We start from the raw sequence: 25,765 nt of genomic DNA, 5'->3' as shown, positions 1-25,765 counted from the left end.
GGCTTAAAAGGCAGATTACTTGCCCATGGCCTTCAGGGTGCGCTCGTTGATCTCCTCAACGGAACCCTCAGCCTTCACGGAGATGATGGCATCGCCGTAGTGCTCAATAAGCGGGAAGGTCTCCTCGCGGTACACGCCCAGGCGGGTGCGGATGGTCTCCTCGGTGTCGTCTGCACGACCGCGGGCGAGCATGCGCTCGACGACGACGTCCTCGGACACCTCAAAGTTCAACACGCCATCCAGCTTGAGGCCCTTGTCGTCAAGGAGCTTCGCCAGGATGTCGGCCTGCTCCACGGTGCGCGGGAAGCCGTCAAGGAGGAAACCTTCCTTGGCGTCATCCTGGTTAAGGCGGTCCTCTACCATGCGGGCGGTGACGTCAGTCGGCACCAGCTTGCCGGCATCGATGTAGGACTTGGCTTCTACACCAAGCGCGGTGCCCTCACCAATGTTGGCGCGGAAGAGGTCACCGGTGGAGATGTGCGGAACGCCGAGCTTCTCGCTGAGGAGGGCGGCTTGGGTGCCCTTGCCGGCACCGGGAGGGCCAAGGAGTACGTAACGCATTACTTAAGCAGTCCTTCGTAGTTGGATTGTAGAAGCTGGGACTCGATTTGCTTGACCGTAGTCAAGGCAACCGAGACCATAATGAGGATGGCGGTACCACCGAAGGCGGAGGTGCCGCTGGCACCTGCAGTGCCCACGCCGAGGTCCAAGAGGATATTCGGCAGAACAGCGATGAGCGCCAGGTAGATCGAACCGACGAACAGCAGGCGGTTCATCACGAAGCCTAGGTACTCGGCGGTCGGTCGGCCCGGGCGGATACCCGGGATGAATCCACCATACTTCTTCATGTTGTCGGCTTGTTCCGCAGGGTCGTACTGAACCGATACGTAGAAGTAGGAGAAGAAGATGGTGAGCACAAAGTAGAGGACGATGTACTGCCAGGAGCTCGGTGCTTGCAGGTGAGCAATGACGTTGCGCTGCCACCAGTTATCGGAGACACCCGGGGAGCCGGAGTTGACGATCTGGGTGATGAGCACCGGCATGTAGATCAGCGAGGAGGCGAAGATGACCGGGATAACGCCGGCCTGGTTGACCTTGAGCGGCAGGTAGGTGGAAGAGCCACCGTACTGGCGGCGGCCCACCATGCGCTTTGCGTACTGCACCGGGATACGGCGCTGACCCTGCTCGATGAAGGTAATGCCCGCGACGAGAACGATGAGGCCCGTGAGAACCATGGCGAAGACCAGACCACCATTGTTCTGGAAGATGTTGACGCCGTCGGTAGGAAGGCGGGTAGCAATACCGGCGAAAATCAGCAGCGACATGCCGTTGCCGATTCCCTTCTCCGTAATCAGCTCACCCATCCACATCACCAGGATTGCACCAGAAGTCATGGTGATAACGAGCACGACGAGGGTGAAGAAGTTGCGGTCCTCCGCCAAGACGCGCACGCCCTGGCCCAGGAGCTGCTCGCGGTCCGCCAAGGCCACGATGCCCGCGGACTGCAGCAGGGCCAGCGCAAGGGTGAGGTAACGCGTGTATTGCGTCATCTTCGCCTGACCGGACTGACCCTCCTTCTTCAACTGCTCGAAGTGCGGAATAACCACGGTGAGCAGCTGCACGATAATGGACGCCGTAATGTACGGCATGATGCCGATGGCGAAGATCGACAGCTGCAGCAGCGCACCACCGGAGAACAGGTTGATCACCGAGTACAGGTTTCCGGACTCCTCCGTAAGGTCACGAAGGCGACCGGCGATGGTGGCGTAATCAACGCCCGGCGACGGGATCTGCGCGCCAACGCGGTAGAGAATAATCATCACGAGCGTGAAGATGATTTTCTTCCGCAGGTCGGCATCTTTGAAAGCCTGCAAAATGGCGGACACTACTCAATCCTCCTGGCCTACCGCGCTTGCTGTGCGGTTCGAATTCGCCGCGCACGGGGGTGGATCTCATCTGTTCCCAAAAGTTAAGAACCTTCTTAAGGTCCTTCATAGGAACGCTTGGACAGTTTTGACCCCATTACCCTACCAGCCCCGCCCCCTTTCGCCACATTGGCCCCGCGAAAACCAGGCTTATCCTTCTCGGATTAGTTTCCCCCCTTAGCGCCATCGACGCATGAGGCCTACCATGGACCGCGTTGCCCTAAGGCAATGTCCTTACAACATTTCTACGTCTTTTCGACCTCTCAAGCGGCGCCCCGGGGCGCCACAGAGTATGGCCGTCTTCTATCTGCCTAACCTTAATCCGAAAGTAGTATGTAGTTTTATGAGTAAGCGATTCTCCCCAATGACCGTGGCTGAGATCATCGATACCTTCGTTCCCAGCCCCAACCCCTTCCGCTGGCAAGCTTTCGACGGTTCCGCAACCGGCCCAGCCGACGCGCAGTTCACCGTCAAAATTAATAACCTGCAGGGTCTGGCCTACATCGCCACACACCCGGGCGATGTAGGCTTCGCCCGCGCCTACGTCACCGACGGAATCACCGTCGAGGGGGAACACCCGGCACACCCCTACGGCATCTTCGACGCCTTGCACGCAATGTATGACAAGTTCTCCCGCCCGGACGCGAAAACCCTTGCCCGCGTCGCGCGTTCCTTGGCTTCGATGGGCGCTTTTCAAATCCAGCCGGTCCCGGATGTCGAGCGTGCCTCGTGGCTGCGCCGCAAGCTCCATGAGGGGCTGTCCAAACACTCCAAGGAGCGCGACGCAGAAGTCATCTCCGATCACTATGACGTGGGCAACGACTTCTACGAGCTCTTCCTCGGCGACTCGATGACGTACACCTGCGCCTACTACCCCTCCCCTGACGCCACGCTCGACGAGGCCCAGGAAAACAAGTACCGCCTCATCTTCGACAAGCTGCGGCTCAAGGAAGGCGACCGCCACTTGGACGTCGGCTGCGGCTGGGGCGGCATGGTGCGCTACGCGGCCAAGCGCGGCGTGAAGTCCTTGGGAGTCACCCTCTCCAAGGAACAGGCAGAGTGGGGCCAGGCCAAGATCAAGGAGGAGGGCCTAGAAGATCTCGCGGAGATCCGCTTCCTGGATTACCGCGACGTCACCGAGGAAGGCTTCGACGCCATCTCCGCCATCGGGTTGCTCGAGCACATCGGAGTCAAGAACTACCCGGACTTCTTCAGCTTCCTCCACGGCAAGCTCAAGCCGGGCGGCCTCATGCTCAACCACTGCATCACCTACCCGGATAACCACAAGACGCCGAAGGGCGGGTTCATCGACCGCTACATCTTCCCCGATGGCGAGCTCTCCGGCTCCGGCACCATTACCAAGTGCATGCAGGATGCCGGTTTCGAAGTCGTCCACACGGAATCCCTCCGCTTCGACTACATGCGCACGCTGCATGATTGGTGCGAAAACCTCAAGGAGAACTGGGAGGAGGCCTGCTCGCTAGTGGGCCTTCCCACTGCCCGCCTGTGGGCCATCTACATGGCCGGCTCCGAGTGGGGCTTCGAGCACAACATCATCAACCTGTACCACTTCTTGGGCGTCAAACTGGGCGATGCTGGCTCCCGCGCCGGCGTGCCCGAGCGCCGCTGGTGGGAAGATTCGCGCTTCTAAATCTTGAAGGAGTTCTATGTTGATCGATCTCATCCGCAATCATCGCAGCGTCGACGCAATCGAAGTCCCGCCGGTGGGCTGGAAGGCGCATGAGGAGGGCGTCGACAAGCTCCTGCGTAGCTTCCACGCGGTGCCGAAGGATAAGCGCGTACGTTTGGCGAAGAAGACCTCGAACCTCTTCCGCGGGCGCAGCGAGCAGCAGGCGGGCCTCGATGTGTCCGGCCTGGGTGGGGTCATTGAGGTCGATCCGATTGTGCAGACCGCCGAGGTCCAGGGCATGTGCACCTACGAGGACCTTGTCGACGCCACCTTGCCGCACGGGCTCATGCCCTTCGTGGTGCCGCAGCTCAAGACCATTACGCTCGGCGGTGCGGTGACGGGCATGGGAGTCGAGTCCACGAGCTTCCGCGACGGCCTTCCCCACGAATCCGTCCTGGAGATGGATATCCTGACCGGCACCGGGAATATTGTGACGTGCTCGCGCGAGGAGAACGTCGATCTCTTCCGCCTCTTCCCCAACTCCTACGGCTCTCTAGGCTATGCGGTGCGCCTCAAGATTGAGCTGCGCGCGGTCAAGCCCTACGTGGAGCTGCGTCAGGTGCGCTTCAACGACTTCAACTCACTCACGCACGCGCTTGACGACGTCTCCCTCACCCGCACCTACGACGACGTCGAGGTCCACGGTCTCGATGGCGTGGTCTTCTCACCGGAGGAGTCATACCTCGTCATGGCCCGTTTTACGGATGAGGAAGGGCCAACCTCGGATTACACGCGGGAGAAAACCTTTTATCGCAGCCTCCAGCACCAGAGCGGGATCCGCCGCGACCGCCTCACGGTGCGCGACTATATCTGGCGCTGGGATACGGATTGGTTCTGGTGCTCCCGCGCGTTCGGCGCGCAGAATCCGCGCGTGCGCAAGGTGTGGCCGCGACAGCTGCGCCGCAGTTCCTTCTACTGGAAGCTCGTGCGCCTAGACCGCAAGTACGAGCTGGAGTACAACTTCATCAAGAAGCCGAAGGGCCTGCCCCGCGGCGAGCGCGTGGTCCAGGACATCGAGGTCACACCGGACAATCTGCCGGAATTCTTGGATTGGTTCTTCCAAGCCTCCGACATCCAACCGGTGTGGCTGTGCCCGATTCGGCTGCGGGAGGGCGTGGAGGACCTCATCGGTACCGGCTCGCTTGCCGCCGATTCCCCGGCCCCGTGGCCGCTCTACCCCCTGCGCCCAGGACAGACCTGGATCAACGTCGGTTTTTGGTCCGGCGTGGAGGGCAATCACGTCGATCCCTCTGCCCCTGGCAATGGCGCCTTTAACCGCCTCATCGAGGCCAAGGTCAGCGAACTCGGCGGACATAAATCCCTGTACTCAGAGGCCTTCTACTCCCCTGAGCAGTTCGCGGAGCTCTACGGCGGCGACCTTCCGGAGCGCATCAAGGCCGTGACCGACCCCGATGACCGCTTCCCGGGCCTCTACGAGAAGACGGTCAACGACGCCTAACGGCCCCACCGCACGCTGCGCCTCAGCATCACCACGGCATACTGTGCCTCAGCATCACCGCCGCGCCTTATGCAACCAACTAGGCCCGCATAAATTTCTCACCATAAGGTTCCTCTCAAAAGGCATTAATACCTTTTGAGAGATGCCTTTTGCGGGCCTCCCGCAGCCAAAGCCCTGGTCATCGCATAACATCTGGACCATAAGGTTCCCCTCAAAAGGTACTAATGCCTTTTGCGGGGCTCGCTGGGTAAATCCCCAGGTCATCGCATAACACTGAAGCCATAAGGTGCCTTTCAAATGGTACTAATACCCTTTGTGTCCTAGGCCAGGACCAAAAACGCCAGAAGCCCTCCCGAAGGCCACCGAAAGGTGGCGCCGCGGGAGGGCGGTGGCTCTCGCAGAGCCTGTAAGAGAATTACTTGGTTGCGGTGGCGGTGCCGCCAGCAGCCTCGATCTTCTCGACAGCAGACTTGGAGAACTTGTCAGCGGTGACGTTCAACTTAACGTTGATGTCGCCGTTGCCCAGAACCTTGACCGGCTGGTTCTTGCGAACCAGGCCAGCAGCGACGATGTCCGCAACGGTGACGTCGCCACCGTTAGCGAAAGCCTCTGCGAGGTCAGCAACGTTGACTACCTGGTACTCAACGTGGTTCGGGTTCTTGAAGCCCTTGAGCTTCGGCAGACGCATATGGATCGGCATCTGGCCACCCTCGAAAGCAGCGGAAACCTGCTTACGAGCACCGGTGCCCTTGGTACCGCGACCAGCGGTCTTACCCTTGGATGCCTCACCGCGGCCGACGCGGGTCTTGGGCTTATTGGAGCCTGCGGCCGGGCGCAGGTCGTGGAGCTTGATGATATCAGCCATGGTTTACTCCCCTGCCACTTCTTCGACGGTGACCAGGTGACGCACCTTGTGAACCATACCGCGGATGATCGGGGTGTCCTGCTTAACTACAGAGTGACCGATGCGCTTGAGACCAAGCGACTCCATGTTTGCGCGGTGGTTCGGCTTGGTGCCCACAAGGCCCTTTACCTGAGTAATCTTCAGAGCCATTGCTTATGCCTCCTGACCTGCGCGCTTGCGCAGCATCTGGGCCGGTGCGACGTCCTCGAGGGACTTGCCACGACGTGCGGCAACTTCCTCCGGACGAACCAGCTGCTTGAGGCCGTCCACGGTAGCGCGGACGACGTTGAGAGCGTTGTCGGAGCCCAGGGACTTCGACAGAATGTCCTGCACGCCAGCGCACTCAAGCACCGGACGAGCAGCACCGCCGGCGATGACACCGGTACCCGGAGCGGCCGGCTTCATCATGACGATGCCAGCTGCGTCGCGACCCTCAACCGGGTGGGTAATGGTGCCAGCAATCATCGGAACGCGGAAGAAGTTCTTGCGAGCCTCTTCTGCACCCTTCTGGATTGCGGCCGGGACTTCCTTGGCCTTGCCGTAGCCGACGCCCACCATGCCCTGGCCGTCGCCAACGACGACGAGAGCGGTGAAGGACATGTTGCGGCCACCCTTAACGGTCTTAGCGACGCGGTTGATGGTCACAACGCGCTCGATGTACTTATCGCGCTCGTTGTCCTGCTGGTTGCGGCGGTCGTTACGACGGCCGTTGTTGCGACCCTTGCGGTCGTTGTTGTTCTCGGCGGAGCGTCCGCCGTCACGCTGTTCACGGTCCGACATTAGGCGTTCCTTCCGTTGATGTTTCCGTATGCCTTAATCATTAGAACTGCAGACCACCTTCGCGAGCGGCGTCGGCCAGCGCAGCAACGCGGCCGTGGTACTTGTAGCCTGCACGGTCGAAGACGACCTGCTCGATGCCAGCAGCCTTGGCGCGCTCAGCGATGAGCTGGCCTACCTTGGCAGCCTTGGCCTTCTTATCGCCCTCGAGTGCACGCACGTCGGCTTCCATGGAGGAAGCTGCAGCCAGGGTGTGGCCGGCCAGGTCGTCGATGACCTGGACGTGCATGTGGCGGGAGGAGCGGTGAACGACCAGACGCGGTGCCTCAGGGGTGCCGCGGAGGGTCTTACGGATGCGGAAGTGGCGGCGCGCGCGTGCTTCACGACGACGCGAGGAAATGTCCTTGCCAACCGGGGTGCGCTTTGCGTTTTCAGTGTTAGCCATTGCTTACTTACCCGTCTTTCCGACCTTGCGGCGGACCTGCTCGCCGTCGTAGCGAATACCCTTGCCCTTGTAAGGATCGTCCTTACGCAGGCGGCGGATGTACGCGGCGACCTGTCCAACCAGTTGCTTGTCAATACCAGATACGGAGAGCTTGGTTGCGCCATCCACAGCGAAGGTGATGCCCTCCGGAGCCTCGATGAGGATCGGGTGGGAGTAGCCCAGAGAAAACTCCAGGTCCTTGCCCTTCTGCTGGACACGGTAACCGACACCGAAGATTTCCATCTTCTTGGTGTAGCCCTCGGTCACGCCAACAACGGCGTTGTTGACCAGGGAGCGGGATAGACCGTGCAGGGCGCGGTTCTTGCGGTCGTCATCCGGACGGGAGACCTTGATCTCATCGTCCTCGACGGCTGCGGTGATCGGCTCCGGCAGCTCAACCTCGAGGGTGCCCTTGGAACCCTTAACGTTGACAACCTGGCCGTTGATGGTGATCTCGACGCCCTTCGGGACGGCGATAGGTGCTAGACCGATACGAGACATGTGTCAATCCTCCCTTACCAGACGTAGGCGAGAACTTCTCCGCCTACACCCTTCTCCTGAGCCTGACGGTCGGTAAGCAGACCCTGAGACGTGGAAATAATGGCCACGCCCAGGCCGCCCAGAACCTGCGGCAGTTCGGTGGACTTTGCGTACACACGCAGACCCGGCTTAGACACGCGACGCAGACCCGAGAGGGAACGCTCACGGTTGTTGTACTTAAGCTCGAGGGTCAGCTCGTGGCCCTCGACGGAGTAGTCAGCGATGTAGCCTTCCTGCTTCAAGATCTCAGCGATGTTCGCCTTGATCTTGGAGGTCGGCATCGACACGACGTCGTGGTGCGCATTAGATGCGTTGCGCACGCGCGACAGCATGTCGGCAATAGGATCAGTCATAGTCATATGAGTGACCTGTAACCTTTCTCGTTGCGGTTCCCGTAATGCTCACCAAAGCGTTTTCCGTGTGATTTCGGGCTACTCACGCTCCCCGCGGTCAATACCGCGAGGCGCTCGCCACCCTTTGATACAGACAACGGTCCGCTATCTACGGCGAGGGGCCTACAACAAAGTAGATGTGTTCAATTCTTCCGGCTTGGCACGTTTCCGCACCTCCTGCGCTGTTTTCGTGGCGCAGGAGTGGAAAAATGCAAGTCCGTCGGCTTACTCTACCCGTTGACATGCTGTTTTCCAAAACGCGTTAGCATGAGAAGTCATGAGTGAAACACCCGACCCCATCCGCACCGCCCACCAATGGCTCCAGGAGGCCGCCGAGCTTCTCGACGTCTCCCCGACCGACGCCACCGCCCTCGTCACTGAGTTGCTGGATTTGACCAAGGATGTTGCCCACACCCAGTCCCGCCCTGCCGCTCCCCTAACGGCTTACCTGGTGGGGCTCGCGTCCAAGGACACCGCTGAGGCCCGCGCCCACATCGCCACGTTGCAGAAGGCCCTTAAGCGATGAGCGGGCGCATTAACGCCACCTTTGCCGTAACCAAGGTGCGCCTCGATGAGAACGGGCAGGTCACCCAGGTAGATACCCGCGGCGATACCGTCGCCGGCGAAGAGCCGCTGGAGATCCGCGTGGGCGGGCAGACGCTGACGACGACGATGCGCACGCCGGGACACGACGTCGAGCTAGCGCATGGTTTTCTTCATTCCGAAGGACACATCGAGAAGGTCAGCGATGTCCGGGAGGCCCGCTATTGCGCTGGCGCCTCGGTGGACGGGCGCAACCCCTATAATCTGCTCGATGTGGAGCTGGCTAACCCGCACGCCATCACGCTGGCTGATCTGCGCCTGACCACCACCACATCCGCCTGCGGGGTGTGCGGCACCTCCTCCATCGAGGCGCTGATGAAGCAGAGCCGCTACGAGATTCCGCGGGTGCCGGTGGATCCGGGGATCGTCGCCAAGCTGCCCGAGGCCCTCAAGCGGGAGCAGAAACAGTTCCGCAAGACCGGCGGCATTCACGCCGCTGGGGCCTTTACTCTCGACGGCGAGCCCGTCGTCGTCCGCGAGGACGTGGGCCGCCACAACGCGGCCGACAAGGTCATTGGCCACCTGCTCATGGAAGGCATGCTCCCCGCCTCCGACCTCATCCTGGTGATGAGCTCGCGTGCGAGCTTCGAGCTGGTCAACAAAGCTGCCATGGCCGGCTTCGGCATGCTCGTTGCGGTCTCCGCCGCTTCCTCCCTAGCCGTGGAAACCGCCCGGGAGACCGGCATGGCGCTGGTTGGCTTCGCGCGCGGCGACCGCTTCAACCTCTACTCGGGCGAACTTAATCGCGGTACGCTTCCGGGCCAGAGTTAAGCCAGGCGTACACGCCGCCAATAAGGAAGCCGCCGCCGATGAGGTTTCCCACCCACACGATGGACCAGTTGGCCAGGACCGCACCGAGAGTAAACCCCTCAGGCAGCGGGCTCGCACAGAAGAAGGTCAAGGTCATCAGGCAGAAGTTGGCGATAACGTGCTCCAGGCCCAGGCCCACAAAGCAGGCGATGATCGGCACGATGACGAAGAACTTGGACACCACATCCTTGGCAAAGACCGCGCCGACGATAGCCATGTTGACCACGAAGTTGGCCAGCATGGCCTCCACCAGCAGTCCGCCGGGGCCCTTGATGAGCTTGCCCATCGCGAGGTTGGCAATGAGATGGTTCGGATCGATTCCGCCCAGCTTGGCGGACATTCCCATGGCCGCAGCGAACAAGGCGGCACCAACCAGGTTGAACAGCGTCGTCACCACGAGCAGCCACAGGCCCTTGCCCCAACCCACCTGCTTAGTCACGGCACCATAGACCATGTACATCATGTTGCCGGTAGCCAGCTCCGCGCCAAGAAGGACGATGGCAAAAAGGCCCAAGCCGAACAGGCAGGCAAAGACCAGCGAGCCCAGGCCTTCCACATGCTTCTCGACGCCCATCCCCATCACCGCAGCAAACGCCGTACCGATGGCGAGGTACACACCCGCCAGGGTGGAGCGCACAGCGAACCGGCCAAAGGACTCGTCGAGCAACGCAACCTTTTTCTTTACCGCGGCTGCCGAAGCATCATTCAGGGACATCATTCACCTCAGGGGAATCGTTAGTTCGCAGACGCCAGTAGTTTACTCCCCGCTTGTTCGAACCTCATAGGAAGCGATGACTCTGCCTTGCCCCTAGAACGCAATATCTCCGTCCTGACCCAAAAGGCATGCAAGCGCAAAAATCCCCGGCCTCCTTACGGAGTACCGGGGATGCTCTTCACCTATGTATTAGGCGGAAGAATTCGCTACGTTACTTGAACGGGAAGCCGAGCTCGCGCAGGAGCTTGCGGCCCTCCTCGTCGTTGGTAGCGGAGGTCACGACGGTGATGTCCATACCACGCGGGCGGTCCACCTTGTCGATGTCGATCTCGTAGAACATGGTCTGCTCGGTGAGGCCGAAGGTGTAGTTGCCGTGGCCGTCGAACTGCTGGTCGGAAAGACCGCGGAAGTCGCGAATACGCGGCAGCGCGATGGTCAGCAGGCGGTCCAGGAACTCCCACATACGGTCGCCGCGCAGGGTAACGCGTGCACCGATGGGCATGCCCTCACGGAGCTTGAAGTTAGCGATGGACTTCTTAGCGCGGCGCACCTGCGGCTTCTGGCCGGTGATAGCGGTAAGGTCCTCGAGAGCACCGTTGATCATCTTGGAGTCGCGGGCAGCGTCGCCCACACCCATGTTGACAACGACCTTGGTGACGCCCGGAATCTGCATCACATTGTCGTACTTGAACTCTTCGTTCAGAGCCTTCTTGATTTCCTCGCGGTAGCGGGTCTTCAGACGCGGAGTGTAGTTCTCGCTCATGTTAGATGTCCTTCCCGTTGCTACGTGCGATGCGGACCTTCTTGCCGTTTTCGTCGAAACGGTAGCCCACGCGGGTCGGGTTACCCTCGGAGTCAACGATCGCAACGTTGGACACGTGGATCGGAGCTTCCTGGGTAACGATTCCGCCGGACTCGGCGCCACGCTCGGTAGCGGAGTTAGCAACGTGCTTCTTGACGCGGTTGACGCCCTCAACGAGGACCTTGTCGCGCTTCGGGTATGCCTCGATGACCTTGCCCTTCGCGCCCTTGTCCGGGCCCGAAATAACGATCACCATATCGCCCTTATGAATCTTCATAAGATTAGATCACCTCCGGTGCGAGAGAAACGATCTTCATGAAGCGCTTGTCACGAAGTTCGCGAGCAACCGGGCCGAAGATGCGGGTACCGCGCGGCTCGTTGTCACCCTTGAGAATAACTGCGGCGTTTTCATCGAATGCGATGTAGGAGCCGTCCGGACGACGGGTCTCCTTCTTGGCACGGACGATGACGGCCTTGACGACATCGCCTTCCTTTACGTTGCCACCCGGGATGGCTTCCTTGACAGTGGCGACGACAATGTCACCAATGCCAGCGAAACGTCGAACGGAGCCGCCGAGAACGCGGATGACGAGGATCTCTCGTGCACCGGAGTTGTCGGCGACGCGCAGACGCGATTCTTGCTGAATCACTATGGGTCTCCTGACCTGGATTAACGTGCGTCAAGATTTCCGTCCTTGACACACCTGGTCTACTTGCTTACGTGGCACAGGCTGTGCGACGAACTCGCTGTTCACAGCGGTCGAAGGGTCTCGGTGCGGCGATTCGGAAACGCATCGCGCTGCACCGACCGGCCATATGCAACCCATACATTCAAGCATGCTCGCCGCTGTTTCCCCAAATCGCGCGCTGCACCACTTCCCCACCTGTTCTCACCCCACAGTGCAGGTTCACGCACTCCTAGGCCTTCGAGGTTGATGCAGCAGTTGCAGCATCAGCCGGTTCCGGCTTCGGGTCCACCGTCAAAAGCGCATCGCCGACGGAGATGCCCTCTCCGGGGTGGTAGGCCGGGAGGACCGGACCCGTCTTCTTCGAGTTAGACACGACGACCGGCGTGGTCACCGGGTAGTCGGCGGCCTTGATCGCATCAATGTCGAACTCGCAGAGGAGGTCGCCGGCTTTCACCTCATCGCCCTTGGAGACGTGCGAGGTGAAGTGTTCGCCCTTCAGGTTCACGGTATCGAAGCCGATGTGCATGAGGATGTCCACGTTGTTGCCGTCGGCGTCCTTGCCGCGCACGGCATACGCGTGTTTGGAGGGGAAGGTGACGGTGACCTTGCCGTCGATCGGGGAGACCAGACGCCCCTCGGAGGGCTCGACGGCCGCGCCAGCGCCCAGCTTGCCCGCCGCGAACATCGGATCCGAGACCGACTCCAAAGCGATAGCAGTACCAGCCAGCGGGGAGGCCACGCGATAGGCGTTCGGGTCAGCGGTAGCGGCCGGAACCGCACCGCCTACGCCGGCACCGGTAGCAGCACCGGTCTCATCAGGATCGATGGAACCGTTCTTGGCAATCAGGTAGCGGCCATAAGCAAAGGCCACGCCGAAGGAAAGGAGCAAAGAGGTAAAGGCGCAGATGAAGAACTGCGTGTAGTCCTCGGGGCGCATGGACACGAAGCCGATGAAGCCGGCGGCGCCGAGGGCGGTGGCTTTGACGTCGAAAAGCGCAATGAGCGTCGCAGCAATCGCGGACGCGCCCATACCGATGTAGAACGGCCAGCGCAGTCGCAGGTTCACACCGAAGATGGCGGGCTCGGTAATGCCGAAGAGTGCGGATACGCCCGAGGCACCAGACAGGCCCTTGAGCTTCTCAGAGCGGGTCAGGAAGTAGACCGCCAGGGCCACGCCACCCTGGGCAATGTTGGCCACGGAAGCCACCGCAAAGATGAAGGAGCCGCCCTCGTTCCACAGCATGGTCTCGATCGGCGGGAAGGACTGGTGCAGACCCGTGATGACAATCGGCGAGTAGAACAGACCAAAGATGAAGCCGCCCACCGGGCCGGCGAACGTGTAGAGGTCATTCAGGCCAGCACCGAGCATGTCGCCAGCGGTGCGCAGCACCGGACCCACCGCAATAAAGGTGATGAAGCCCGTCACCAGCAACGTCAGCAGCGGGGTAAGCAGGAAGTCCACCGTGCCCTTGAGGTGCTTGTGCAGGAACTTCTCAATCGTGGCAAGAATCCAGGCGATGACCAGAATGGGCAGGATGGAACCTTGGTAGCCGGCTTGGGCCACGTCGAGGCCGAAGATGTTCCAATAGGGCATCTCCCCTGCTTCGATGGTCGCGGCTACCTGGTAACCGTTGACCAAGTCCGGCATCACCATCGCCATAGCCATGCCGGCGCCGAGGAACTCGTTGCCGCCAAAACGCTTGGTGGCGGTAAAGCCCACCAAAATAGGCAAGAACGCAAACGGCGCGGAGGCCAAGAGGTTGATAAGCCCGGCAACATCGGCCATAGCCGGGAACATCTCAATAACGGACTGCTCACCGAAGAGGCCGTTGACGGTGAGCACGTTATTGAGCGCCATGAGCAGACCGCCACCGACCAGAATCGGGATGAGCGGCACGAAGATATCCGCGAGGACCTTCACCGCGCGGGAGAACCAGTTGCCGGAATCGGCGGCAATGTCCTTGAGCTTGTCCGTGGAGACCGCGATGTCCTGGGTGGTTATCTTGTTGAGCTGGTCGAAGACGATGTTGACATCGCCCGGGCCAACGATGACCTGGAACATACCGCCGGCCTCAAAGATGCCCTTGAGGTCCGGATCGTTTTCCAGCGCAGCCTTGTCGACCTTCTTGCTGTCTTTGAGCACCATGCGCAGGCGGGTGGCGCAGTGCGCGAGCGCCACGATGTTGTCTTCGCCGCCGATGGCTTTCAGGATTCGCTCCGCGACTTGTGAGTGATCCATGCCGCCGTGCCTCCTAGAGTGAGATGAATTATGTAGTGTCACCTTCCATTAGACACGCCACCCCACAGAAAGCCAAGCATTCGGGCACAAATATAGGAAGATTCACACCCTATCGGGCTTCCCAGCCCTTCCAGCGAGCGCCGCTGGCACCAAAAACCGCCGACGCCCCCGCAATCCGCCCATCGCCCGCAAAGACCTCCACCGCGCAGCCATCCGCGATGAGTTCCAGGGAACCAGCCGGACACGGCACGACGCGCTCATCACCGCCGCAAGCCAAGCAGAGTTCTCCCCCGCCGTAGGTGACGCGGAAGGCTTCGGCCCCGGAGTCGTCGACAAGCGCGTACGTGCCCTCGCCTGCCTGAAGCGTTGCAACCGAGTCGCTTTCCGGCAGCTCCCAGACCGGAGCCTGGCGCAGCCAGCCATCCTCCAACCACACGCGCCGCGGCAGAGTGAGCGTGTGGACCCACCCTTCTTTCACAGTCGGGGTGTCATCCTGCGCCGGCAAGCCCATCCACCCCAGCATGATGGCTTCGCCGTCCTTCTCCACCACCTGTGGCGCGTAGAACTGGTGGCCATAGTCCAGCTCACTGAAACCACGCTCCACGTGGAAGACCGTGCCATCGAGTCGGCCCACGAGGTAGCCGCACTGGTCGGAGGAAGCGTAGTGCGTGGAGCCGTCGGCAAGCACCGGCTCGAGACCTTGCGGGCAGATGACCAGGACGTCCTTGTCCTCGCCCGTAGCGCGGTCACGCAGCGTCAGAAGGTTGGGGCATTCCCACATGTAGCCGCCCGGCACGAGGTCAGGGCTCAGGCCCGGCTCGGCCTGGCTGGTATCGAACGTGAGCGCGCCTTCAAAGGACCAGTGCGCCAAGTCCGTGGAGCGGTAGAGCACCACGTGCCCCGTTTCATCCTCCGCTTGCGCGCCGAGCACCATGCGCCAGCCCGCATCATCACGGGTGATCTGGGGATCCCGGTAGTGTCCCGTGAACCCCTCCGCGGGCCCATTGATGAGTGGGTTGGCCGGGTCGTGTTCGTAGAAACCACCTGCCGGGCCGGAGGGGTCCACCACGCGCACGCGGTTCTGCGAGGGAATCCGTACGCCATCGCGCTTAAGGTTGCCGGTATAGAACAGCCAGACGTCCTCGCCGTCGACCACTGCGCCGCCCGAGTAGCAGCCGTGGGCGTCATGCTCACGGATGGGAAACAGCGCGTCCGGGTAGTGCCGCCACGGTTGCGCGGCGCTCAGCGATGCTACTGCGTGCGCCCACCCCGTTTGCTTCTTAGCGTGTGGGAAGCACGGGTCGTGCTGGTAGTAGACGTGCAGCGTATCGCCATCAAGGAAGATTCCGTTCGGGTCATTCAAGCGGCCGGAGGGCGGGGAGAGATGAAAAAGCGGACGGTAGTTCATGCCCTCGATAGTATGGGCTCTATGGACATTATGGTGTGTGGCGAAGGCCTCGTTGATCTTGTGCCGCGTGGCCGCGGGCAGCTGGCTGACCTCCAACCGGCGTTGGGTGGCGGCCCCTTCAACGTGGCGGTGGCAGCCGGGCGATTGGGCGCTGACGTGGGCTTTCAGTCCCGTCTATCGAAGGACGCATTCGGCTGTGCGCTGGAGGAGCGTCTCACCGAGGAGGGCGTGGACACCTCCCTCGTGCAGCGCGGCGAGGAACCCACCACGCTGGCGGTGTGCAACATCGCCGACGACGGCTCGGCCACCTATTCCTTTTACACGGAGGGTACTGCCGACCGCTTCGTAGAGCCCGCGCTTGCCGACGTCCCCTGGGCCTGCTTCGGCACCGTCTCCCTAGCGCTGGAGCCGGGCGCCTCGCGCTATGCCGCGCTTCTCAAGGACTTGGCTGCGCGCGGGACGAAGGTGGCGCTGGACCCGAATATCCGGCCCTTCTTCGCCACTGCGGAGCACCGCGAGTTCCTGCTGAGTCTGCTTCCCCACGTCACGCTGCTGAAGCTCAGTGAAGAAGAGGTTGATTTCCTTGGGGCTGGGGCACTGGAGCAGGTACCGGTGGTGGTCACCACGCGCGGGGCGGACGGGCTGAGCGTACGCACGGCGTCGGTGTCATTGGAGGTCCCGCCGGTGAACGTCGAGGTGGCGGACACCATCGGCGCGGGCGACACGGTGATGGCTGCACTCCTGACGCTTCTGGCTGAACGGGACGGGACTGCAGCCGAGCTCAGCGCCGAAGACTGGCGCGAGATCCTGCAGTTTGCGGCGGCTGCCGCTGCGATCACGGTCTCACGCACCGGCGCCCAGCCGCCCACACGCACCGAAGTAGAGGCGCGGCTGTGAACTATCCCCTGCGCGCGGCGGTGTTGAACGCGGTTCTCCTCGTTCTCGTCGCGATATGTTTCCTCCTGCCGGTATTCTTCGGCACCTCGGCCCTGCTCCCGGTGCCCGTCGCGGCCTGGACATCGGTCATCCTTGCCGTGCTAGCGCTTATCGACGCCTCCTACCACGCCTTCTCCCCCACCCAACGCCCCACCCGCGGCCTGCGCGCGCTCACCGCCCTCGGGGCGGGCACGCTCATCGCAGGCTGGTTGGTCTGGGTTCAGATCTTTAACACCATCGACGTGACCAGCACTACGCCCTACCGCATCGGCACGTTCCTTCTCGCGGTCGGCGCGGTGCTCAGTGCGTTTTGCCTTGCCATTGCGCTCACACACCGCGGCGCGCGCTAGAGGATCTGGTCTCGGAGAAGAGCGCCGTGCAGGATCAAAAATAGCCCCCACGATAACCGTGGGGGCTATTCACGTAGAAGAGGGCTAGATTTTACTTAGCCTTCTCCACGATCTCGACGAGACGGAAGTGCTTGTCCTTGGACAGCGGGCGAGTCTCGGCGATGAGAACGCGGTCGCCGATGCCGGCGGTCTCGTTCTCGTCGTGCGCCTTAACCTTCTTGTTAGTGCGCATGATCTTGCCGTAGAGGGCGTGCTGCTTGCGGTCCTCGAGCTCGACAACGATGGTCTTATTCATCTTGTCGGAGACAACGATGCCGGTGCGGGTCTTGCGAGCGCCCTTTTCCTTCTTAGTGTTCACGTTTGCCTCACTCATGATTAAGCCTCAGCTCCCGGAGCAACGGACAGGCCCAGCTCGCGCTCGCGCAGAACGGTGTAGATGCGGGCAATGTCGCGCTTAACCGTGCCGATGCGGCGGTTGTTGGTCAGCTGGCCGGTGGCCTTCTGGAAACGAAGGTTGAAGAGCTCTTCCTTCGCGTCCTTCAGGCGGTTCTCCAGCTCAGCGTTGTCGAGCTCGCGGAACTCGTGGGCGGGGGTACCGTTAGCCATTAGAACTGGTCCTCCTTCTTGATGATGCGGACCTTGCACGGAAGCTTCTGACCAGCGCGGCGCAGGGCCTCGATGGCGGTAGCCTCGTTCGGGTAGGTCATCTCGAAGAGGATGCGGCCCGGCTTAACGTTGGCAACCCACTTCTCGACGGGACCCTTACCGGAACCCATACGCACGCCGAGCGGCTTCTGGGTCAGCGGACGGTCCGGGAAGATGTTGATCCACACCTTGCCACCACGCTTGACGTGGCGGTTGATGGCAATACGTGCGGCCTCAATCTGGCGGTTGGTGATGTACGCCGGCTCGAGAGCCTGGATGGCGTAGTCACCGAAGTTGATGCGGTTACCGCCCTTGGACACACCCGAGCGGGTCGGGCGGTGCTGACGACGGTACTTGACGCGCTTAGGAATCAGCATGGATTAGCCCTCCTGCTTCTGCTGTGCGCGCTGGCGACGCTGGCCACCACGACGCGGACGACCGTTGCGGTCACCGCGGCCACGGCCCTGCGCCGGAGCGTTCAGTTCGGACTCGCGGACGCCACCGACAACGTCACCCTTGTAGATCCACACCTTGATGCCAATGCGGCCGAAGGTGGTGTGGGCCTCTGCGGTGCCGTAGTCGATCTCGGCGCGAAGGGTGTGCAGCGGAACGCGACCCTCGTGGTAGCGCTCGGTGCGGGACATCTCAGCGCCGCCCAGACGACCAGCCAGGAGGATCTTAATACCCTTAACCTGCGGCTGGCGCATAGCGGACTGGATGGCCTTGCGCATTGCGCGGCGGAAAGCAACGCGGTTAACCAGCTGCTCAGCGATGGACTGTGCAACCAGGTTTGCGTTGGCGTCGACCTGCTTGACCTCGAGGATGTTGAGGGCGACCATCTTGCCAGTGAGCTTCTCCAGCTCACGGCGGATGCGGTCAGCCTCAGCACCGCGGCGGCCAATCACGATGCCCGGGCGGGCGGTGTGAATGTCCACGCGGACGCGGTCGCGGGTGCGCTCGATGACGACGTCGGCGATGCCGGCGCGGTCGAGGCCCTTCTCCAGGTACTCGCGGATCTTGATGTCTTCGGCTACGTAGTTTGCGTAGTCCTTATCGGCGTACCAGTGGGTCTTCCAGTCGGAAGTGATGCCCAAACGTAGGCCGTGAGGATGGATCTTCTGGCCCATTACTTGGCCCCTTCCTTCTGGCTCTCGACAACCACGGTGATGTGGCTGGTGCGCTTACGAATCATGAATGCGCGGCCCTGTGCGCGCGGCTGGAAACGACGCATGGTCGGACCCTCGTTGGCGTATGCCTCGGAGATGACCAGGGTGCGTGGATCCAGACCGAAGTTGTTCTCAGCGTTGGCAGCTGCGGATGCAACAACCTTGGCAACCGGCTCAGCGGCGCCCTGCGGAGCGTACTTCAGGATTGCAAGTGCCTCGGCTACGGACTTACCGCGGACCAGGTCGATGACGCGGCGTGCCTTCATCGGGGTAACGCGGACGTAGCGAGCCGTTGCGGATGCGGAGGTGATGGTGTCACTCATCGCTTATCGACGTCCCTTCTTGTCGTCCTTAACGTGACCCTTAAAGGTCTTGGTGGGTGCGAACTCACCGAGCTTGTGACCAACCATGGAGTCCTCGACGAACACCGGGACATGCTTACGACCGTCGTGGACGGCGAAGGTGTGACCGATGAAGTCGGGCAGGATGGTGGAGCGGCGAGACCAGGTCTTGATGACCTGCTTGGTGCCGGCCTCGTTCTGAGCATCAACCTTGTTGAGGAGGTGCTCATCGACGAACGGGCCCTTCTTAAGGCTGCGTGGCATTGTTTACCTCCTCTTAGCGCTTCTTGTTCGGGCGACGACGGCGCACGATCATGTTGTTCGAGTAACGGTTCGGGTTGCGGGTGCGGCCTTCCTTGTGGCCCCACGGCGACACCGGGTGGCGACCACCCGAGGTCTTACCCTCACCACCACCGTGCGGGTGGTCGACCGGGTTCATAACGACACCGCGGACGGTCGGGCGGACGCCCTTCCAACGCATACGGCCGGCCTTGCCCCAACGGATGTTCATCTGGTCGGCGTTGCCAACCTCACCGACGGTGGCGCGGCAACGGATGTCGACGCGACGGATCTCGGAGGACGGCATACGCAGGATGGCGTACTTGCCTTCCTTACCCAGCAGCTGGATGGAGGCACCAGCGGAGCGAGCCAGCTTAGCGCCAGCGCCCGGCTTGAGCTCCACAGCGTGGATGGTGGTACCGGTCGGGATGTTGCGCAGCGGCAGGTTGTTGCCAACCTTGATATCTGCGTTCGGACCAGCCTCAACGATGGTGCCCTGCTTCAGGCCCTTCGGGGCGATGATGTAGCGCTTCTCGCCGTCTGCGTAGTGCAGGAGGGCGATGTTAGCGGTACGGTTCGGGTCGTACTCGATGTGAGCGACCTTTGCAGGGATGCCGTCCTTGTCGGTACGACGGAAGTCGATGAGACGGTAACGGCGCTTGTGGCCACCGCCGATGTGGCGGGTGGTGATGCGGCCGTAGTTGTTACGACCACCAGTCTTGCTCAGCGGGCGCAGCAGGGACTTCTCCGGGGTCGAGCGAGTGATTTCCTCGAACTCGGACACGGAGGATGCGCGGCGACCCGGAGTTGTCGGCTTGTACTTACGAATAGCCATAATTCTTCCTTTTCCTTTCGGCTCTTCGGAGGGGCTTAAGCGCCTGCGCCGAAGACGTCGATGGAGTCGCTGCCTTCACGGAGCGTCACGTAGGCGCGCTTGGTGGACTTACGCTGACCGAAGCCGGTGCGGGTGCGCTTACGCTTGCCTGCACGGTTCACGGTGTTCACGGAAGCAACCTTCACGCCGAAGATCTGCTCGACGGCATCTTTAATCTGGGTCTTGTTGGAGTCCGTGGAGACGTAGAACGTGTAGACGTTCTGCTCCATCAGGCCGTAGGACTTCTCGGACACAACCGGTGCGATGATGACGTCGCGCGGGTTAGCGAGCTTAGCCATTACTTCTCCTCCTTAGCTTCCTCGGCGGCGCCGGTAGCGCGCTCGACGAAGGTGTGCAGAGCCTCAACGGAGAACACAACGTCGTCCGAGTAGAGGACGTCGTAGGTGTTCAGCTGGCCGGCATCCAGGATCTGGACGTTCGGCAGGTTGTTGGCGCTGCGGCGAGCATTGATGTCCTCGCGGCCGATGACCAGAAGAACATTCTTGCGGTCGGTGAGGCGCTCGATGAAAGCCTTGGCCTGCTTGGTGGACGGGGTCTGGCCCGGGACGAGCTCCTCGATGACGTGGATGCGCTCGTTGCGTGCACGGTCAGACAGTGCGCCGTAGAGAGCAGCCTTGATCATGCGCTTCGGGGTGCGCTGGGAGTAGTCACGCGGGACCGGGCCGTGCACGGTGCCACCGCCGGTGTAGTGCGGAGCACGGATGGAGCCCTGGCGGGCGCGGCCGGTGCCCTTCTGGCGGAACGGCTTGCGACCACCGCCGCGGACCTCGCCGCGAGTCTTGGTCTTGTGGGTACCCTGACGAGCGGCAGCGAGCTGTGCGTTGACAACCTGGTGCATCAGAGCAATGGATGCCTCGGTGTCAAAGAGCTCGGCCGGCAACTCAACGGTGCCGTTGGTCTTACCGTCAGCGGTCTGGACGTCTAGCTTGAGGTTGCTCATGCGTGTGCACCGCCCTTCACTGCGGTCTTAACGGTGACGAGGCCACCGCGCGCACCCGGGATAGCACCCTTGATGAGCAGCAGGTTGGACTCGGCATCAATCTTCTGAATCTTCAGGTTCTGGGTGGTCACGCGGTCCTGGCCCATGCGGCCAGCCATGCGCTTACCCTTGAAGACGCGGCCCGGGAACGAAGCGCCACCAATGCCACCAACGCGGCGGTGAGCAGCCTGGTTACCGTGGGCAGCGCCCTGGCCTGCGAAGCCGTGGCGCTTCATGGCGCCAGCGTAGCCGTGACCCTTGGTGGTGCCGGTGACGTCGACGAAGGACACGCCCTCGAAGATATCCACCTTGACCTCCTGGCCGACCTCGTATGCGGAGGTATCGTCCATGCGGATCTCAGCGACGTAACGGCGCGGGGTCACGCCAGCCTTCTTGAAGTGACCGGTTGCAGGCTTGTTGACCTTGCGCGGGTCCTTCTCGCCGAAGGCAATCTGGATGGCGTTGTAGCCATCGGTTTCTTTCGTACGGATCTGGGTAACCACGCACGGGCCAGCCTCGACGACGGTCACCGGCACAACGCGGTTCTCCTCGTCGAAGACCTGGGTCATGCCGAGCTTGGTGCCCAGAATTCCCTTGATCTCGTTTTCACTCATTGTTTGTTCTCCACCAAATACGTTGTGTCGATCGCTTACTGGATATTCACGTCGACGCTTGCCGGAAGGTCGATGCGCATAAGGGCGTCAACGGTCTTCGGGGTCGGGTCGAGAATGTCGATGAGGCGCTTGTGAGTGCGCATCTCGAAGTGCTCGCGAGAGTCCTTGTACTTGTGCGGAGAACGAATAACGGCGTATACGTTCTTCTCGGTTGGGAGCGGCACCGGGCCGACAACACGAGCACCCGTACGGGTAACGGTCTCGACGATCTTCTTAGCAGAAGCGTCGATGGCCTCGTGGTCGTAGGCCTTCAGCCGAATGCGGATTTTTTGTCCCGCCACGCTTATCCTCTTCCTCGCTTCCCCACTTTCACATTCCCGGCCTATCCGGGGCGTGAAGCGGTGGGAAATTGCTTCTCGATTTCTCTATAACGTTGTCCGGGCTGGAAGCCATGGCTCAACGCCAGTTGTCTGACTGTCATGACGACCACGAGAGTGACTTAAGGCAAAAGCCCAGAGTGCAGTGCTCGTGACGGGGTACAAGACCCGTAGTCAAAGTAAATAGGAAGAAGACTGGGGCGTTAGATCTCAATGATCCGCAACCAAAGTCTTATTCATATACTGCCGCTGTTTATTTGCCATGCCCCTTCTCCGGTCCATCTTCTCGGGATTGTCTCTGCTCAAGCGCGGACCTAGCCCGATCGGATGACCTTCGCGTGTAGTTCCAGAAGAACTCCACAACAAAGGTGTCATGTTCGCCTTACCAGCAACGACGCCCTACAGGCTGAAGCCTGCGGCTACGCCGCTGTGTTAAAGCAACCCCTGTATTTAAGCACGTAACCTCGCGTTTTCCAAACTCCTGCGGAAACAGTGGGTAACATCACGTTTTGGCCAAGGATTGACTCTCCGCCGCCCCGCGGACCGCGTTCGAGGTTAAGCTCGTGACGTAGATACAGACCTTAATCAACTACACAGTGAGAGGGATCCATCATGGCTGAGAACACCACCCCCAAGGACGTCGCCGAGCAGACTGCCCCGGCTAACGACGCCACCCCGGCCCCTGCCCCGGAGCGCAACAAGAACCTGGAGACCGATTTTGGCACCACCCGCATCGATGATGTCGTTGTGTCCAAGATCGCCGGCATCGCCGCCCGCGAGGTTTCCGGCGTCGCCGCCCTCGGCGGCGGTGGCGCCCGCATGATGGGTTCCATCCGCGAATCCTTCGGTGCTTCCGAGGACGTCCGCCAGGGTGTTTCCGTCGAGGTGAACAACGGCACCGCCTCCATTGATATCGCCATCATCGCCGAGTACGGCGTGGCCATCCACGAGCTTGCCGAGGCTATTCGCCGCAACATCATGAACGCGGTCGAGCGCATGACCGGCCTGTCCGTGGACCGTGTCGATGTCGTCGTCCACGACGTCAAGCTGCCGCGCGAAGAAGACGAGTCTGCCGAAACGGCCCCGGCAGTTACCCAGGGCCAGGCATAACGTGACCTCTGCCGAGCTCACCCTCCCCATTGCCACGTCCATAGCGGAGGCGGTGACGGATCTGAGGGGCGTCGCCAAGCTTTCGCCCGGCCGGTTCGGGGAGGTCGCGCTGCTCTTCCCCGGTGAGCGCGTGCACGGCATCCGCCGCCCCAGCCCACAGGATGACACGCACCTGGAGCTGCACATCGTCGTTGATGTCAGCGCTGGCGTTCCCCTCGCCGAGCTTGGCGACGCCACCCGCACCACCGTCCGCGTCACCTGGCCCGCGGTGCGCCGCGTGGACGTTGTCTTCGACGACGCGGTCTAAAAGGAACCGACCCACAGAACTAAAGGAAAACCATGAAGAATTACACCTCCCTCGGCGTGATCGCCGGCTTGGTTCTGGCCTTTTTCATCTACCTCGGCGTGTGGTACGTCGCGCTCGCGGTGCTGCTCGCCGCAGTCGGTGGCGTGATTGGCGCGCATTTCGACGGCCGCATCGACCTCACTGCGGTATGGAAGGGCGTGGTCGGCCAGGATAGAGGCCGAGGCTAGTGAGCACCGCCAAACACGGCCGCACCCGCTTTTCTCTGCGCGCGATGGAGAAGGTGATTAGCTCCGCCATCGCGAGTGTGCCGGGAACCGCGGCTGTCGACGCCAAACTTGCCGGCCTGGCCGGCCGCGCCTTTCCGCGCGTGATGGCGCAGATGGATCCGGATACGCAGATGGTCGCTGTCGACGTCGATATCGCCGTCTACTGGCCCTCCCCCGTCACCGACGTTGCAGCGGCCGTTCGCACGGCGATACGAGAGGCCGTGCGTGATTTCACCGGTTTCCGGACCACCCGCGTCAACGTCACCGTGGGTGGCGCCGTGGCAGGCGAACGCACGACTGCCTTGGCGGTCGAGACACGGGCGCCGCTGCCGGCGCAGATCCCGGCGATTGTTCCGGAGCGTGTCCTCAAGCCCATCACCACCGCGCACGGCGCGCCCGTGCGCCACATCGCGGCCCCACGCGAGGCTCCGGTACGTGCCGTGGCGGCACCGGAGGGACCGCGGGTGCGGGGTGTTGCCACGCCATCCGAGGTTGCGGTTCGCACGGAAGGTTTCGGCCCTTCAGAGCAGCGCTACGACGAGCTGCGGCCAATCGTTACGGCAGCGCCGCGGCCGCTGCGCGTTATTGCTGACCCCGCGCCCGTCAACGTTCGTTCGGTGGCGTCGCCCCAGGAATTCGCGTTGCGCCGCATCACTACTCCCCGCCCGGTCCAGCCGCGGCACGTGGACGTTCCACAGGCACCAGCGCTGCGCTCCCCGCACGCCGAGCCGCTCCAGCTGCGCCCGATTGAGATTCGGCCCTCGGCCCAGTTCACACGCCGGGTAGACGTCCCGCGCCCGGCGCCGCTGCGCGCCATCACGATCAACGATAGGAGGCCATTATGAGTGAGAGCTCCCTGCCCGTTGGCTTTGGTCAACGCCCGAAGGCCTCCCCGCCGGCGCGCGGCTGGACCATCATTCTGGGCATCGTCCTCCTCGTCGCCGCCGTGGTCGTGGGGCGTGAGGCCTGGGTCGTGGGTGCCGATGAGGGCGCTGCGTCGTGGTTGCAGCCGTTCATCGATGTGATGTCCTCCCCGGAGATCCACGGGTGGATGCTGGTGGCCGGCGGTGCGGCCATCCTCATCGGGCTGATTTTGTTGTGGGCGGCGTGTGCGCCGCGGAAGACGACGCACGTGCGGATTGGCTCCGAGGATGCGTCGATGTGGTTGCGCGCGGTGGACATTGCGCGGGTGGCGTCGGCAACGGCGCGTCGGGTGCCAGGAACTACGGCAGCGCGCAGTAGGGCGCGGATCTCTAAGGACCAAGCGCGCATTACGGTGACTGCGACGGGCGATGCCGACGACGCGCAGCTTAAAGAGCGCGTGACTGAGGCGGTAACCGCGGCACTCGCGGCTATTACCCCGGCTCCGGACATCACCGTGGTGCTTGAGGATGAACAGGAGGAGATCGCTAATGTCTAAGGCGCTCGCCGGCGTGGACCGTACGATCCTTGCCATCGTGGGAGTCCTTCTCATTGCTCTGGGCGCGTGGCCGATTCTCATTCACTTCGACGTGTCCTTTGCCACCTACCTGGCAACGTGGGTTGACCACGACACATGGGCAGGCTTACCGGAGCAGGGCTGGTGGCCCTATGCGCTGGGCTTGGCGACGATTGTCTGCGCCCTAGCCGGTCTGTGGCTTGTGATCAGCAACCTGCGGCACCATCGGTTTAGCTCGGTATCTTCGGAACAATCGAATGAGGAGGGCGCGATTAAAACTGGGATGTCCGCGATTGCGGGCGCGGTGGCGGATACCCTCGCTGAGGTTGAGGGCGTGGAGAAGGTCTCGCGGCTCGTCGCCTACGACCGCTCGCGGCCGACTCTGCAGTACGAGGTCCTGGCAGATCCCGATACCCCGTTGCTGCGAATCAAGGACGCCATCGAAGTCAACGACCGGGACTTCCGTGCCGCGTTCCCTGACGTGGATGTGGATACGCGATACAAGGTCCACTTCACGAAGGTGCGCAACGCGGTCCTCTAGATACCACCTACCCTGCTCACAAAACTACTCGTGAGCAGGGTTTTTCTTCTTCCGGTTGCGGGGTTGCGGGTGCTGGTTTAATCT

Annotated in this window: 37 protein-coding genes; 12 read left to right on the top strand and 25 right to left on the bottom strand. The window is 61.9% G+C overall.

Annotated features, from left to right (window positions below):
• Nucleotides 1-15: 15 nt before the first annotated feature.
• Nucleotides 16-561 carry an adenylate kinase gene (locus HMPREF2526_RS03635; RefSeq protein ID WP_049156993.1) on the bottom strand — a complete coding sequence of 182 codons (546 nt, stop codon included), beginning with the start codon at nucleotides 559-561 and terminating at the stop codon, nucleotides 16-18.
• The gene (secY, locus tag HMPREF2526_RS03630; RefSeq protein ID WP_046648460.1) at nucleotides 561-1,886 is read right to left on the bottom strand and encodes a preprotein translocase subunit SecY; all 1,326 of its coding nucleotides are present in this window, start codon (nucleotides 1,884-1,886) and stop codon (nucleotides 561-563) included. The genes HMPREF2526_RS03635 and secY overlap by 1 nt, the downstream gene beginning before the upstream one ends.
• Nucleotides 1,887-2,268: 382 nt before the next feature.
• Between secY and HMPREF2526_RS03625 the strand changes: the two genes are divergently transcribed.
• Together HMPREF2526_RS03625 and HMPREF2526_RS03620 are read left to right on the top strand one after the other, a co-directional pair.
• The gene (locus HMPREF2526_RS03625; protein WP_070517416.1) at nucleotides 2,269-3,576 is read left to right on the top strand and encodes a class I SAM-dependent methyltransferase; all 1,308 of its coding nucleotides are present in this window, start codon (nucleotides 2,269-2,271) and stop codon (nucleotides 3,574-3,576) included.
• 16 nt (nucleotides 3,577-3,592) lie between these two features.
• Nucleotides 3,593-5,074, top strand: coding sequence for an FAD-binding oxidoreductase (locus HMPREF2526_RS03620; protein ID WP_070545907.1), 1,482 nt, complete (start codon nucleotides 3,593-3,595; stop codon nucleotides 5,072-5,074).
• A gap of 415 nt (nucleotides 5,075-5,489) precedes the next feature.
• Here HMPREF2526_RS03620 and rplO read toward each other — a convergent pair whose 3' ends face one another.
• Genes rplO through rpsH form a run of 6 tightly spaced genes read right to left on the bottom strand, consistent with a single transcriptional unit; the run spans nucleotide 5,490 to nucleotide 8,138 of the window.
• Entirely contained in the window at nucleotides 5,490-5,939 is a 450-nt protein-coding gene (gene rplO, locus HMPREF2526_RS03615; RefSeq protein WP_070511323.1) for a 50S ribosomal protein L15, read from the bottom strand.
• A 3-nt stretch (nucleotides 5,940-5,942) separates the two neighbouring features.
• The gene (gene rpmD, locus HMPREF2526_RS03610; RefSeq protein ID WP_010189565.1) at nucleotides 5,943-6,128 is read right to left on the bottom strand and encodes a 50S ribosomal protein L30; all 186 of its coding nucleotides are present in this window, start codon (nucleotides 6,126-6,128) and stop codon (nucleotides 5,943-5,945) included.
• 3 nt (nucleotides 6,129-6,131) lie between these two features.
• Nucleotides 6,132-6,758: a 30S ribosomal protein S5 gene (gene rpsE, locus HMPREF2526_RS03605; RefSeq protein WP_046648464.1), complete on the bottom strand. Its 627-nt coding sequence runs from the start codon at nucleotides 6,756-6,758 to the stop codon at nucleotides 6,132-6,134.
• A gap of 40 nt (nucleotides 6,759-6,798) precedes the next feature.
• Nucleotides 6,799-7,200, bottom strand: a complete 402-nt coding sequence (gene rplR, locus HMPREF2526_RS03600) for a 50S ribosomal protein L18 (protein ID WP_046648465.1) — start codon at nucleotides 7,198-7,200, stop codon at nucleotides 6,799-6,801.
• A gap of 3 nt (nucleotides 7,201-7,203) precedes the next feature.
• The gene (rplF, locus tag HMPREF2526_RS03595; protein ID WP_049157327.1) at nucleotides 7,204-7,740 is read right to left on the bottom strand and encodes a 50S ribosomal protein L6; all 537 of its coding nucleotides are present in this window, start codon (nucleotides 7,738-7,740) and stop codon (nucleotides 7,204-7,206) included.
• A 14-nt stretch (nucleotides 7,741-7,754) separates the two neighbouring features.
• Nucleotides 7,755-8,138: a 30S ribosomal protein S8 gene (gene rpsH, locus HMPREF2526_RS03590; protein WP_049157329.1), complete on the bottom strand. Its 384-nt coding sequence runs from the start codon at nucleotides 8,136-8,138 to the stop codon at nucleotides 7,755-7,757.
• Between the two features lie 310 nt (nucleotides 8,139-8,448).
• Between rpsH and HMPREF2526_RS03585 the strand changes: the two genes are divergently transcribed.
• Nucleotides 8,449-8,697, top strand: coding sequence for a DUF6457 domain-containing protein (locus HMPREF2526_RS03585; RefSeq protein WP_070545905.1), 249 nt, complete (start codon nucleotides 8,449-8,451; stop codon nucleotides 8,695-8,697).
• A complete protein-coding gene (fdhD, locus tag HMPREF2526_RS03580; protein WP_070511319.1) occupies nucleotides 8,694-9,545 on the top strand; it encodes a formate dehydrogenase accessory sulfurtransferase FdhD in 852 nt (283 codons plus the stop codon). The genes HMPREF2526_RS03585 and fdhD overlap by 4 nt, the downstream gene beginning before the upstream one ends.
• Here the strand turns inward: fdhD and HMPREF2526_RS03575 are convergent.
• The 6 genes from HMPREF2526_RS03575 to HMPREF2526_RS03550 all read right to left on the bottom strand — a co-directional run bounded on the left by HMPREF2526_RS03575 (nucleotide 9,514) and on the right by HMPREF2526_RS03550 (nucleotide 15,437).
• Nucleotides 9,514-10,299 carry a formate/nitrite transporter family protein gene (locus HMPREF2526_RS03575; RefSeq protein WP_070511317.1) on the bottom strand — a complete coding sequence of 262 codons (786 nt, stop codon included), beginning with the start codon at nucleotides 10,297-10,299 and terminating at the stop codon, nucleotides 9,514-9,516. The two genes, fdhD and HMPREF2526_RS03575, sit on opposite strands and share 32 nt — an antisense overlap.
• 211 nt (nucleotides 10,300-10,510) lie before the next feature.
• Nucleotides 10,511-11,062, bottom strand: coding sequence for a 50S ribosomal protein L5 (gene rplE / locus HMPREF2526_RS03570; protein ID WP_046648471.1), 552 nt, complete (start codon nucleotides 11,060-11,062; stop codon nucleotides 10,511-10,513).
• A gap of 1 nt (nucleotide 11,063) precedes the next feature.
• The gene (rplX, locus tag HMPREF2526_RS03565; protein ID WP_005527724.1) at nucleotides 11,064-11,378 is read right to left on the bottom strand and encodes a 50S ribosomal protein L24; all 315 of its coding nucleotides are present in this window, start codon (nucleotides 11,376-11,378) and stop codon (nucleotides 11,064-11,066) included.
• 4 nt (nucleotides 11,379-11,382) lie between these two features.
• A complete protein-coding gene (rplN, locus tag HMPREF2526_RS03560; protein WP_046648472.1) occupies nucleotides 11,383-11,751 on the bottom strand; it encodes a 50S ribosomal protein L14 in 369 nt (122 codons plus the stop codon).
• Between the two features lie 268 nt (nucleotides 11,752-12,019).
• Complete coding sequence (locus HMPREF2526_RS03555; protein WP_070545903.1) at nucleotides 12,020-14,029, bottom strand: sucrose-specific PTS transporter subunit IIBC; 2,010 nt, start codon at nucleotides 14,027-14,029, stop codon at nucleotides 12,020-12,022.
• Nucleotides 14,030-14,138: 109 nt separating this feature from the next.
• Nucleotides 14,139-15,437 carry a glycoside hydrolase family 32 protein gene (locus HMPREF2526_RS03550; protein ID WP_070545901.1) on the bottom strand — a complete coding sequence of 433 codons (1,299 nt, stop codon included), beginning with the start codon at nucleotides 15,435-15,437 and terminating at the stop codon, nucleotides 14,139-14,141.
• 21 nt (nucleotides 15,438-15,458) lie between these two features.
• On the opposite strand from HMPREF2526_RS03550, the gene HMPREF2526_RS03545 reads away from it, so the two are divergent.
• Both HMPREF2526_RS03545 and HMPREF2526_RS03540 read left to right on the top strand, forming a co-directional pair.
• Nucleotides 15,459-16,334 carry a carbohydrate kinase family protein gene (locus tag HMPREF2526_RS03545; RefSeq protein ID WP_070546022.1) on the top strand — a complete coding sequence of 292 codons (876 nt, stop codon included), beginning with the start codon at nucleotides 15,459-15,461 and terminating at the stop codon, nucleotides 16,332-16,334.
• Nucleotides 16,331-16,723, top strand: coding sequence for a hypothetical protein (locus tag HMPREF2526_RS03540; protein ID WP_070511311.1), 393 nt, complete (start codon nucleotides 16,331-16,333; stop codon nucleotides 16,721-16,723). Before HMPREF2526_RS03545 ends, HMPREF2526_RS03540 begins: the two co-directional genes overlap by 4 nt.
• Nucleotides 16,724-16,814: 91 nt before the next feature.
• On the opposite strand, the gene rpsQ is transcribed toward HMPREF2526_RS03540, so the two are convergent.
• Genes rpsQ through rpsJ form a run of 11 tightly spaced genes read right to left on the bottom strand, consistent with a single transcriptional unit; the run spans nucleotide 16,815 to nucleotide 21,983 of the window.
• Nucleotides 16,815-17,096, bottom strand: coding sequence for a 30S ribosomal protein S17 (rpsQ, locus tag HMPREF2526_RS03535; protein WP_010189641.1), 282 nt, complete (start codon nucleotides 17,094-17,096; stop codon nucleotides 16,815-16,817).
• A 2-nt stretch (nucleotides 17,097-17,098) separates the two neighbouring features.
• Nucleotides 17,099-17,329, bottom strand: coding sequence for a 50S ribosomal protein L29 (gene rpmC, locus HMPREF2526_RS03530; protein ID WP_046648476.1), 231 nt, complete (start codon nucleotides 17,327-17,329; stop codon nucleotides 17,099-17,101).
• Nucleotides 17,329-17,745 (bottom strand): 50S ribosomal protein L16, encoded by a 417-nt coding sequence (gene rplP / locus HMPREF2526_RS03525; RefSeq protein WP_010189643.1) that lies wholly within the window; start codon nucleotides 17,743-17,745, stop codon nucleotides 17,329-17,331. The genes rpmC and rplP overlap by 1 nt, the downstream gene beginning before the upstream one ends.
• A gap of 3 nt (nucleotides 17,746-17,748) precedes the next feature.
• Nucleotides 17,749-18,495 (bottom strand): 30S ribosomal protein S3, encoded by a 747-nt coding sequence (rpsC, locus tag HMPREF2526_RS03520; protein ID WP_049157353.1) that lies wholly within the window; start codon nucleotides 18,493-18,495, stop codon nucleotides 17,749-17,751.
• The gene (gene rplV / locus HMPREF2526_RS03515) at nucleotides 18,495-18,857 is read right to left on the bottom strand and encodes a 50S ribosomal protein L22 (protein ID WP_010189645.1); all 363 of its coding nucleotides are present in this window, start codon (nucleotides 18,855-18,857) and stop codon (nucleotides 18,495-18,497) included. The genes rpsC and rplV overlap by 1 nt, the downstream gene beginning before the upstream one ends.
• 3 nt (nucleotides 18,858-18,860) lie before the next feature.
• Entirely contained in the window at nucleotides 18,861-19,139 is a 279-nt protein-coding gene (rpsS, locus tag HMPREF2526_RS03510) for a 30S ribosomal protein S19 (RefSeq protein WP_010189646.1), read from the bottom strand.
• Between the two features lie 13 nt (nucleotides 19,140-19,152).
• Entirely contained in the window at nucleotides 19,153-19,989 is an 837-nt protein-coding gene (rplB, locus tag HMPREF2526_RS03505) for a 50S ribosomal protein L2 (protein WP_010189648.1), read from the bottom strand.
• 35 nt (nucleotides 19,990-20,024) lie between these two features.
• Nucleotides 20,025-20,327, bottom strand: coding sequence for a 50S ribosomal protein L23 (gene rplW, locus HMPREF2526_RS03500; RefSeq protein ID WP_046648478.1), 303 nt, complete (start codon nucleotides 20,325-20,327; stop codon nucleotides 20,025-20,027).
• Complete coding sequence (gene rplD, locus HMPREF2526_RS03495) at nucleotides 20,327-20,989, bottom strand: 50S ribosomal protein L4 (RefSeq protein WP_010189650.1); 663 nt, start codon at nucleotides 20,987-20,989, stop codon at nucleotides 20,327-20,329. The genes rplW and rplD overlap by 1 nt, the downstream gene beginning before the upstream one ends.
• Nucleotides 20,986-21,642, bottom strand: a complete 657-nt coding sequence (gene rplC, locus HMPREF2526_RS03490) for a 50S ribosomal protein L3 (protein ID WP_010189651.1) — start codon at nucleotides 21,640-21,642, stop codon at nucleotides 20,986-20,988. The genes rplD and rplC overlap by 4 nt, the downstream gene beginning before the upstream one ends.
• A 35-nt stretch (nucleotides 21,643-21,677) precedes the next feature.
• Entirely contained in the window at nucleotides 21,678-21,983 is a 306-nt protein-coding gene (rpsJ, locus tag HMPREF2526_RS03485) for a 30S ribosomal protein S10 (RefSeq protein WP_003848085.1), read from the bottom strand.
• 648 nt (nucleotides 21,984-22,631) lie between these two features.
• On the opposite strand from rpsJ, the gene HMPREF2526_RS03480 reads away from it, so the two are divergent.
• From HMPREF2526_RS03480 to HMPREF2526_RS03455, 6 genes are read left to right on the top strand one after another with little or no spacing between them, the layout of a single operon-like run.
• The gene (locus HMPREF2526_RS03480) at nucleotides 22,632-23,129 is read left to right on the top strand and encodes an Asp23/Gls24 family envelope stress response protein (protein ID WP_046648480.1); all 498 of its coding nucleotides are present in this window, start codon (nucleotides 22,632-22,634) and stop codon (nucleotides 23,127-23,129) included.
• Between the two features lies 1 nt (nucleotide 23,130).
• Entirely contained in the window at nucleotides 23,131-23,436 is a 306-nt protein-coding gene (locus tag HMPREF2526_RS03475) for a hypothetical protein (RefSeq protein ID WP_046648481.1), read from the top strand.
• A 32-nt stretch (nucleotides 23,437-23,468) separates the two neighbouring features.
• A complete protein-coding gene (locus tag HMPREF2526_RS03470; protein WP_010189668.1) occupies nucleotides 23,469-23,663 on the top strand; it encodes a hypothetical protein in 195 nt (64 codons plus the stop codon).
• Complete coding sequence (locus tag HMPREF2526_RS03465; protein WP_246819152.1) at nucleotides 23,663-24,547, top strand: Asp23/Gls24 family envelope stress response protein; 885 nt, start codon at nucleotides 23,663-23,665, stop codon at nucleotides 24,545-24,547. The genes HMPREF2526_RS03470 and HMPREF2526_RS03465 overlap by 1 nt, the downstream gene beginning before the upstream one ends.
• Nucleotides 24,544-25,122: a DUF6286 domain-containing protein gene (locus HMPREF2526_RS03460; protein ID WP_070545899.1), complete on the top strand. Its 579-nt coding sequence runs from the start codon at nucleotides 24,544-24,546 to the stop codon at nucleotides 25,120-25,122. The genes HMPREF2526_RS03465 and HMPREF2526_RS03460 overlap by 4 nt, the downstream gene beginning before the upstream one ends.
• Complete coding sequence (locus tag HMPREF2526_RS03455; protein ID WP_070545897.1) at nucleotides 25,115-25,681, top strand: Asp23/Gls24 family envelope stress response protein; 567 nt, start codon at nucleotides 25,115-25,117, stop codon at nucleotides 25,679-25,681. The genes HMPREF2526_RS03460 and HMPREF2526_RS03455 overlap by 8 nt, the downstream gene beginning before the upstream one ends.
• Nucleotides 25,682-25,765 lie beyond the last annotated feature (84 nt).

Source organism: Corynebacterium sp. HMSC070E08, from assembly GCF_001808895.1.
Classification (GTDB): domain Bacteria; phylum Actinomycetota; class Actinomycetes; order Mycobacteriales; family Mycobacteriaceae; genus Corynebacterium; species Corynebacterium hiratae.
Note: the sequence above shows the minus strand (reverse complement) of the source record. Positions and strands in the feature narration are given on the sequence as shown.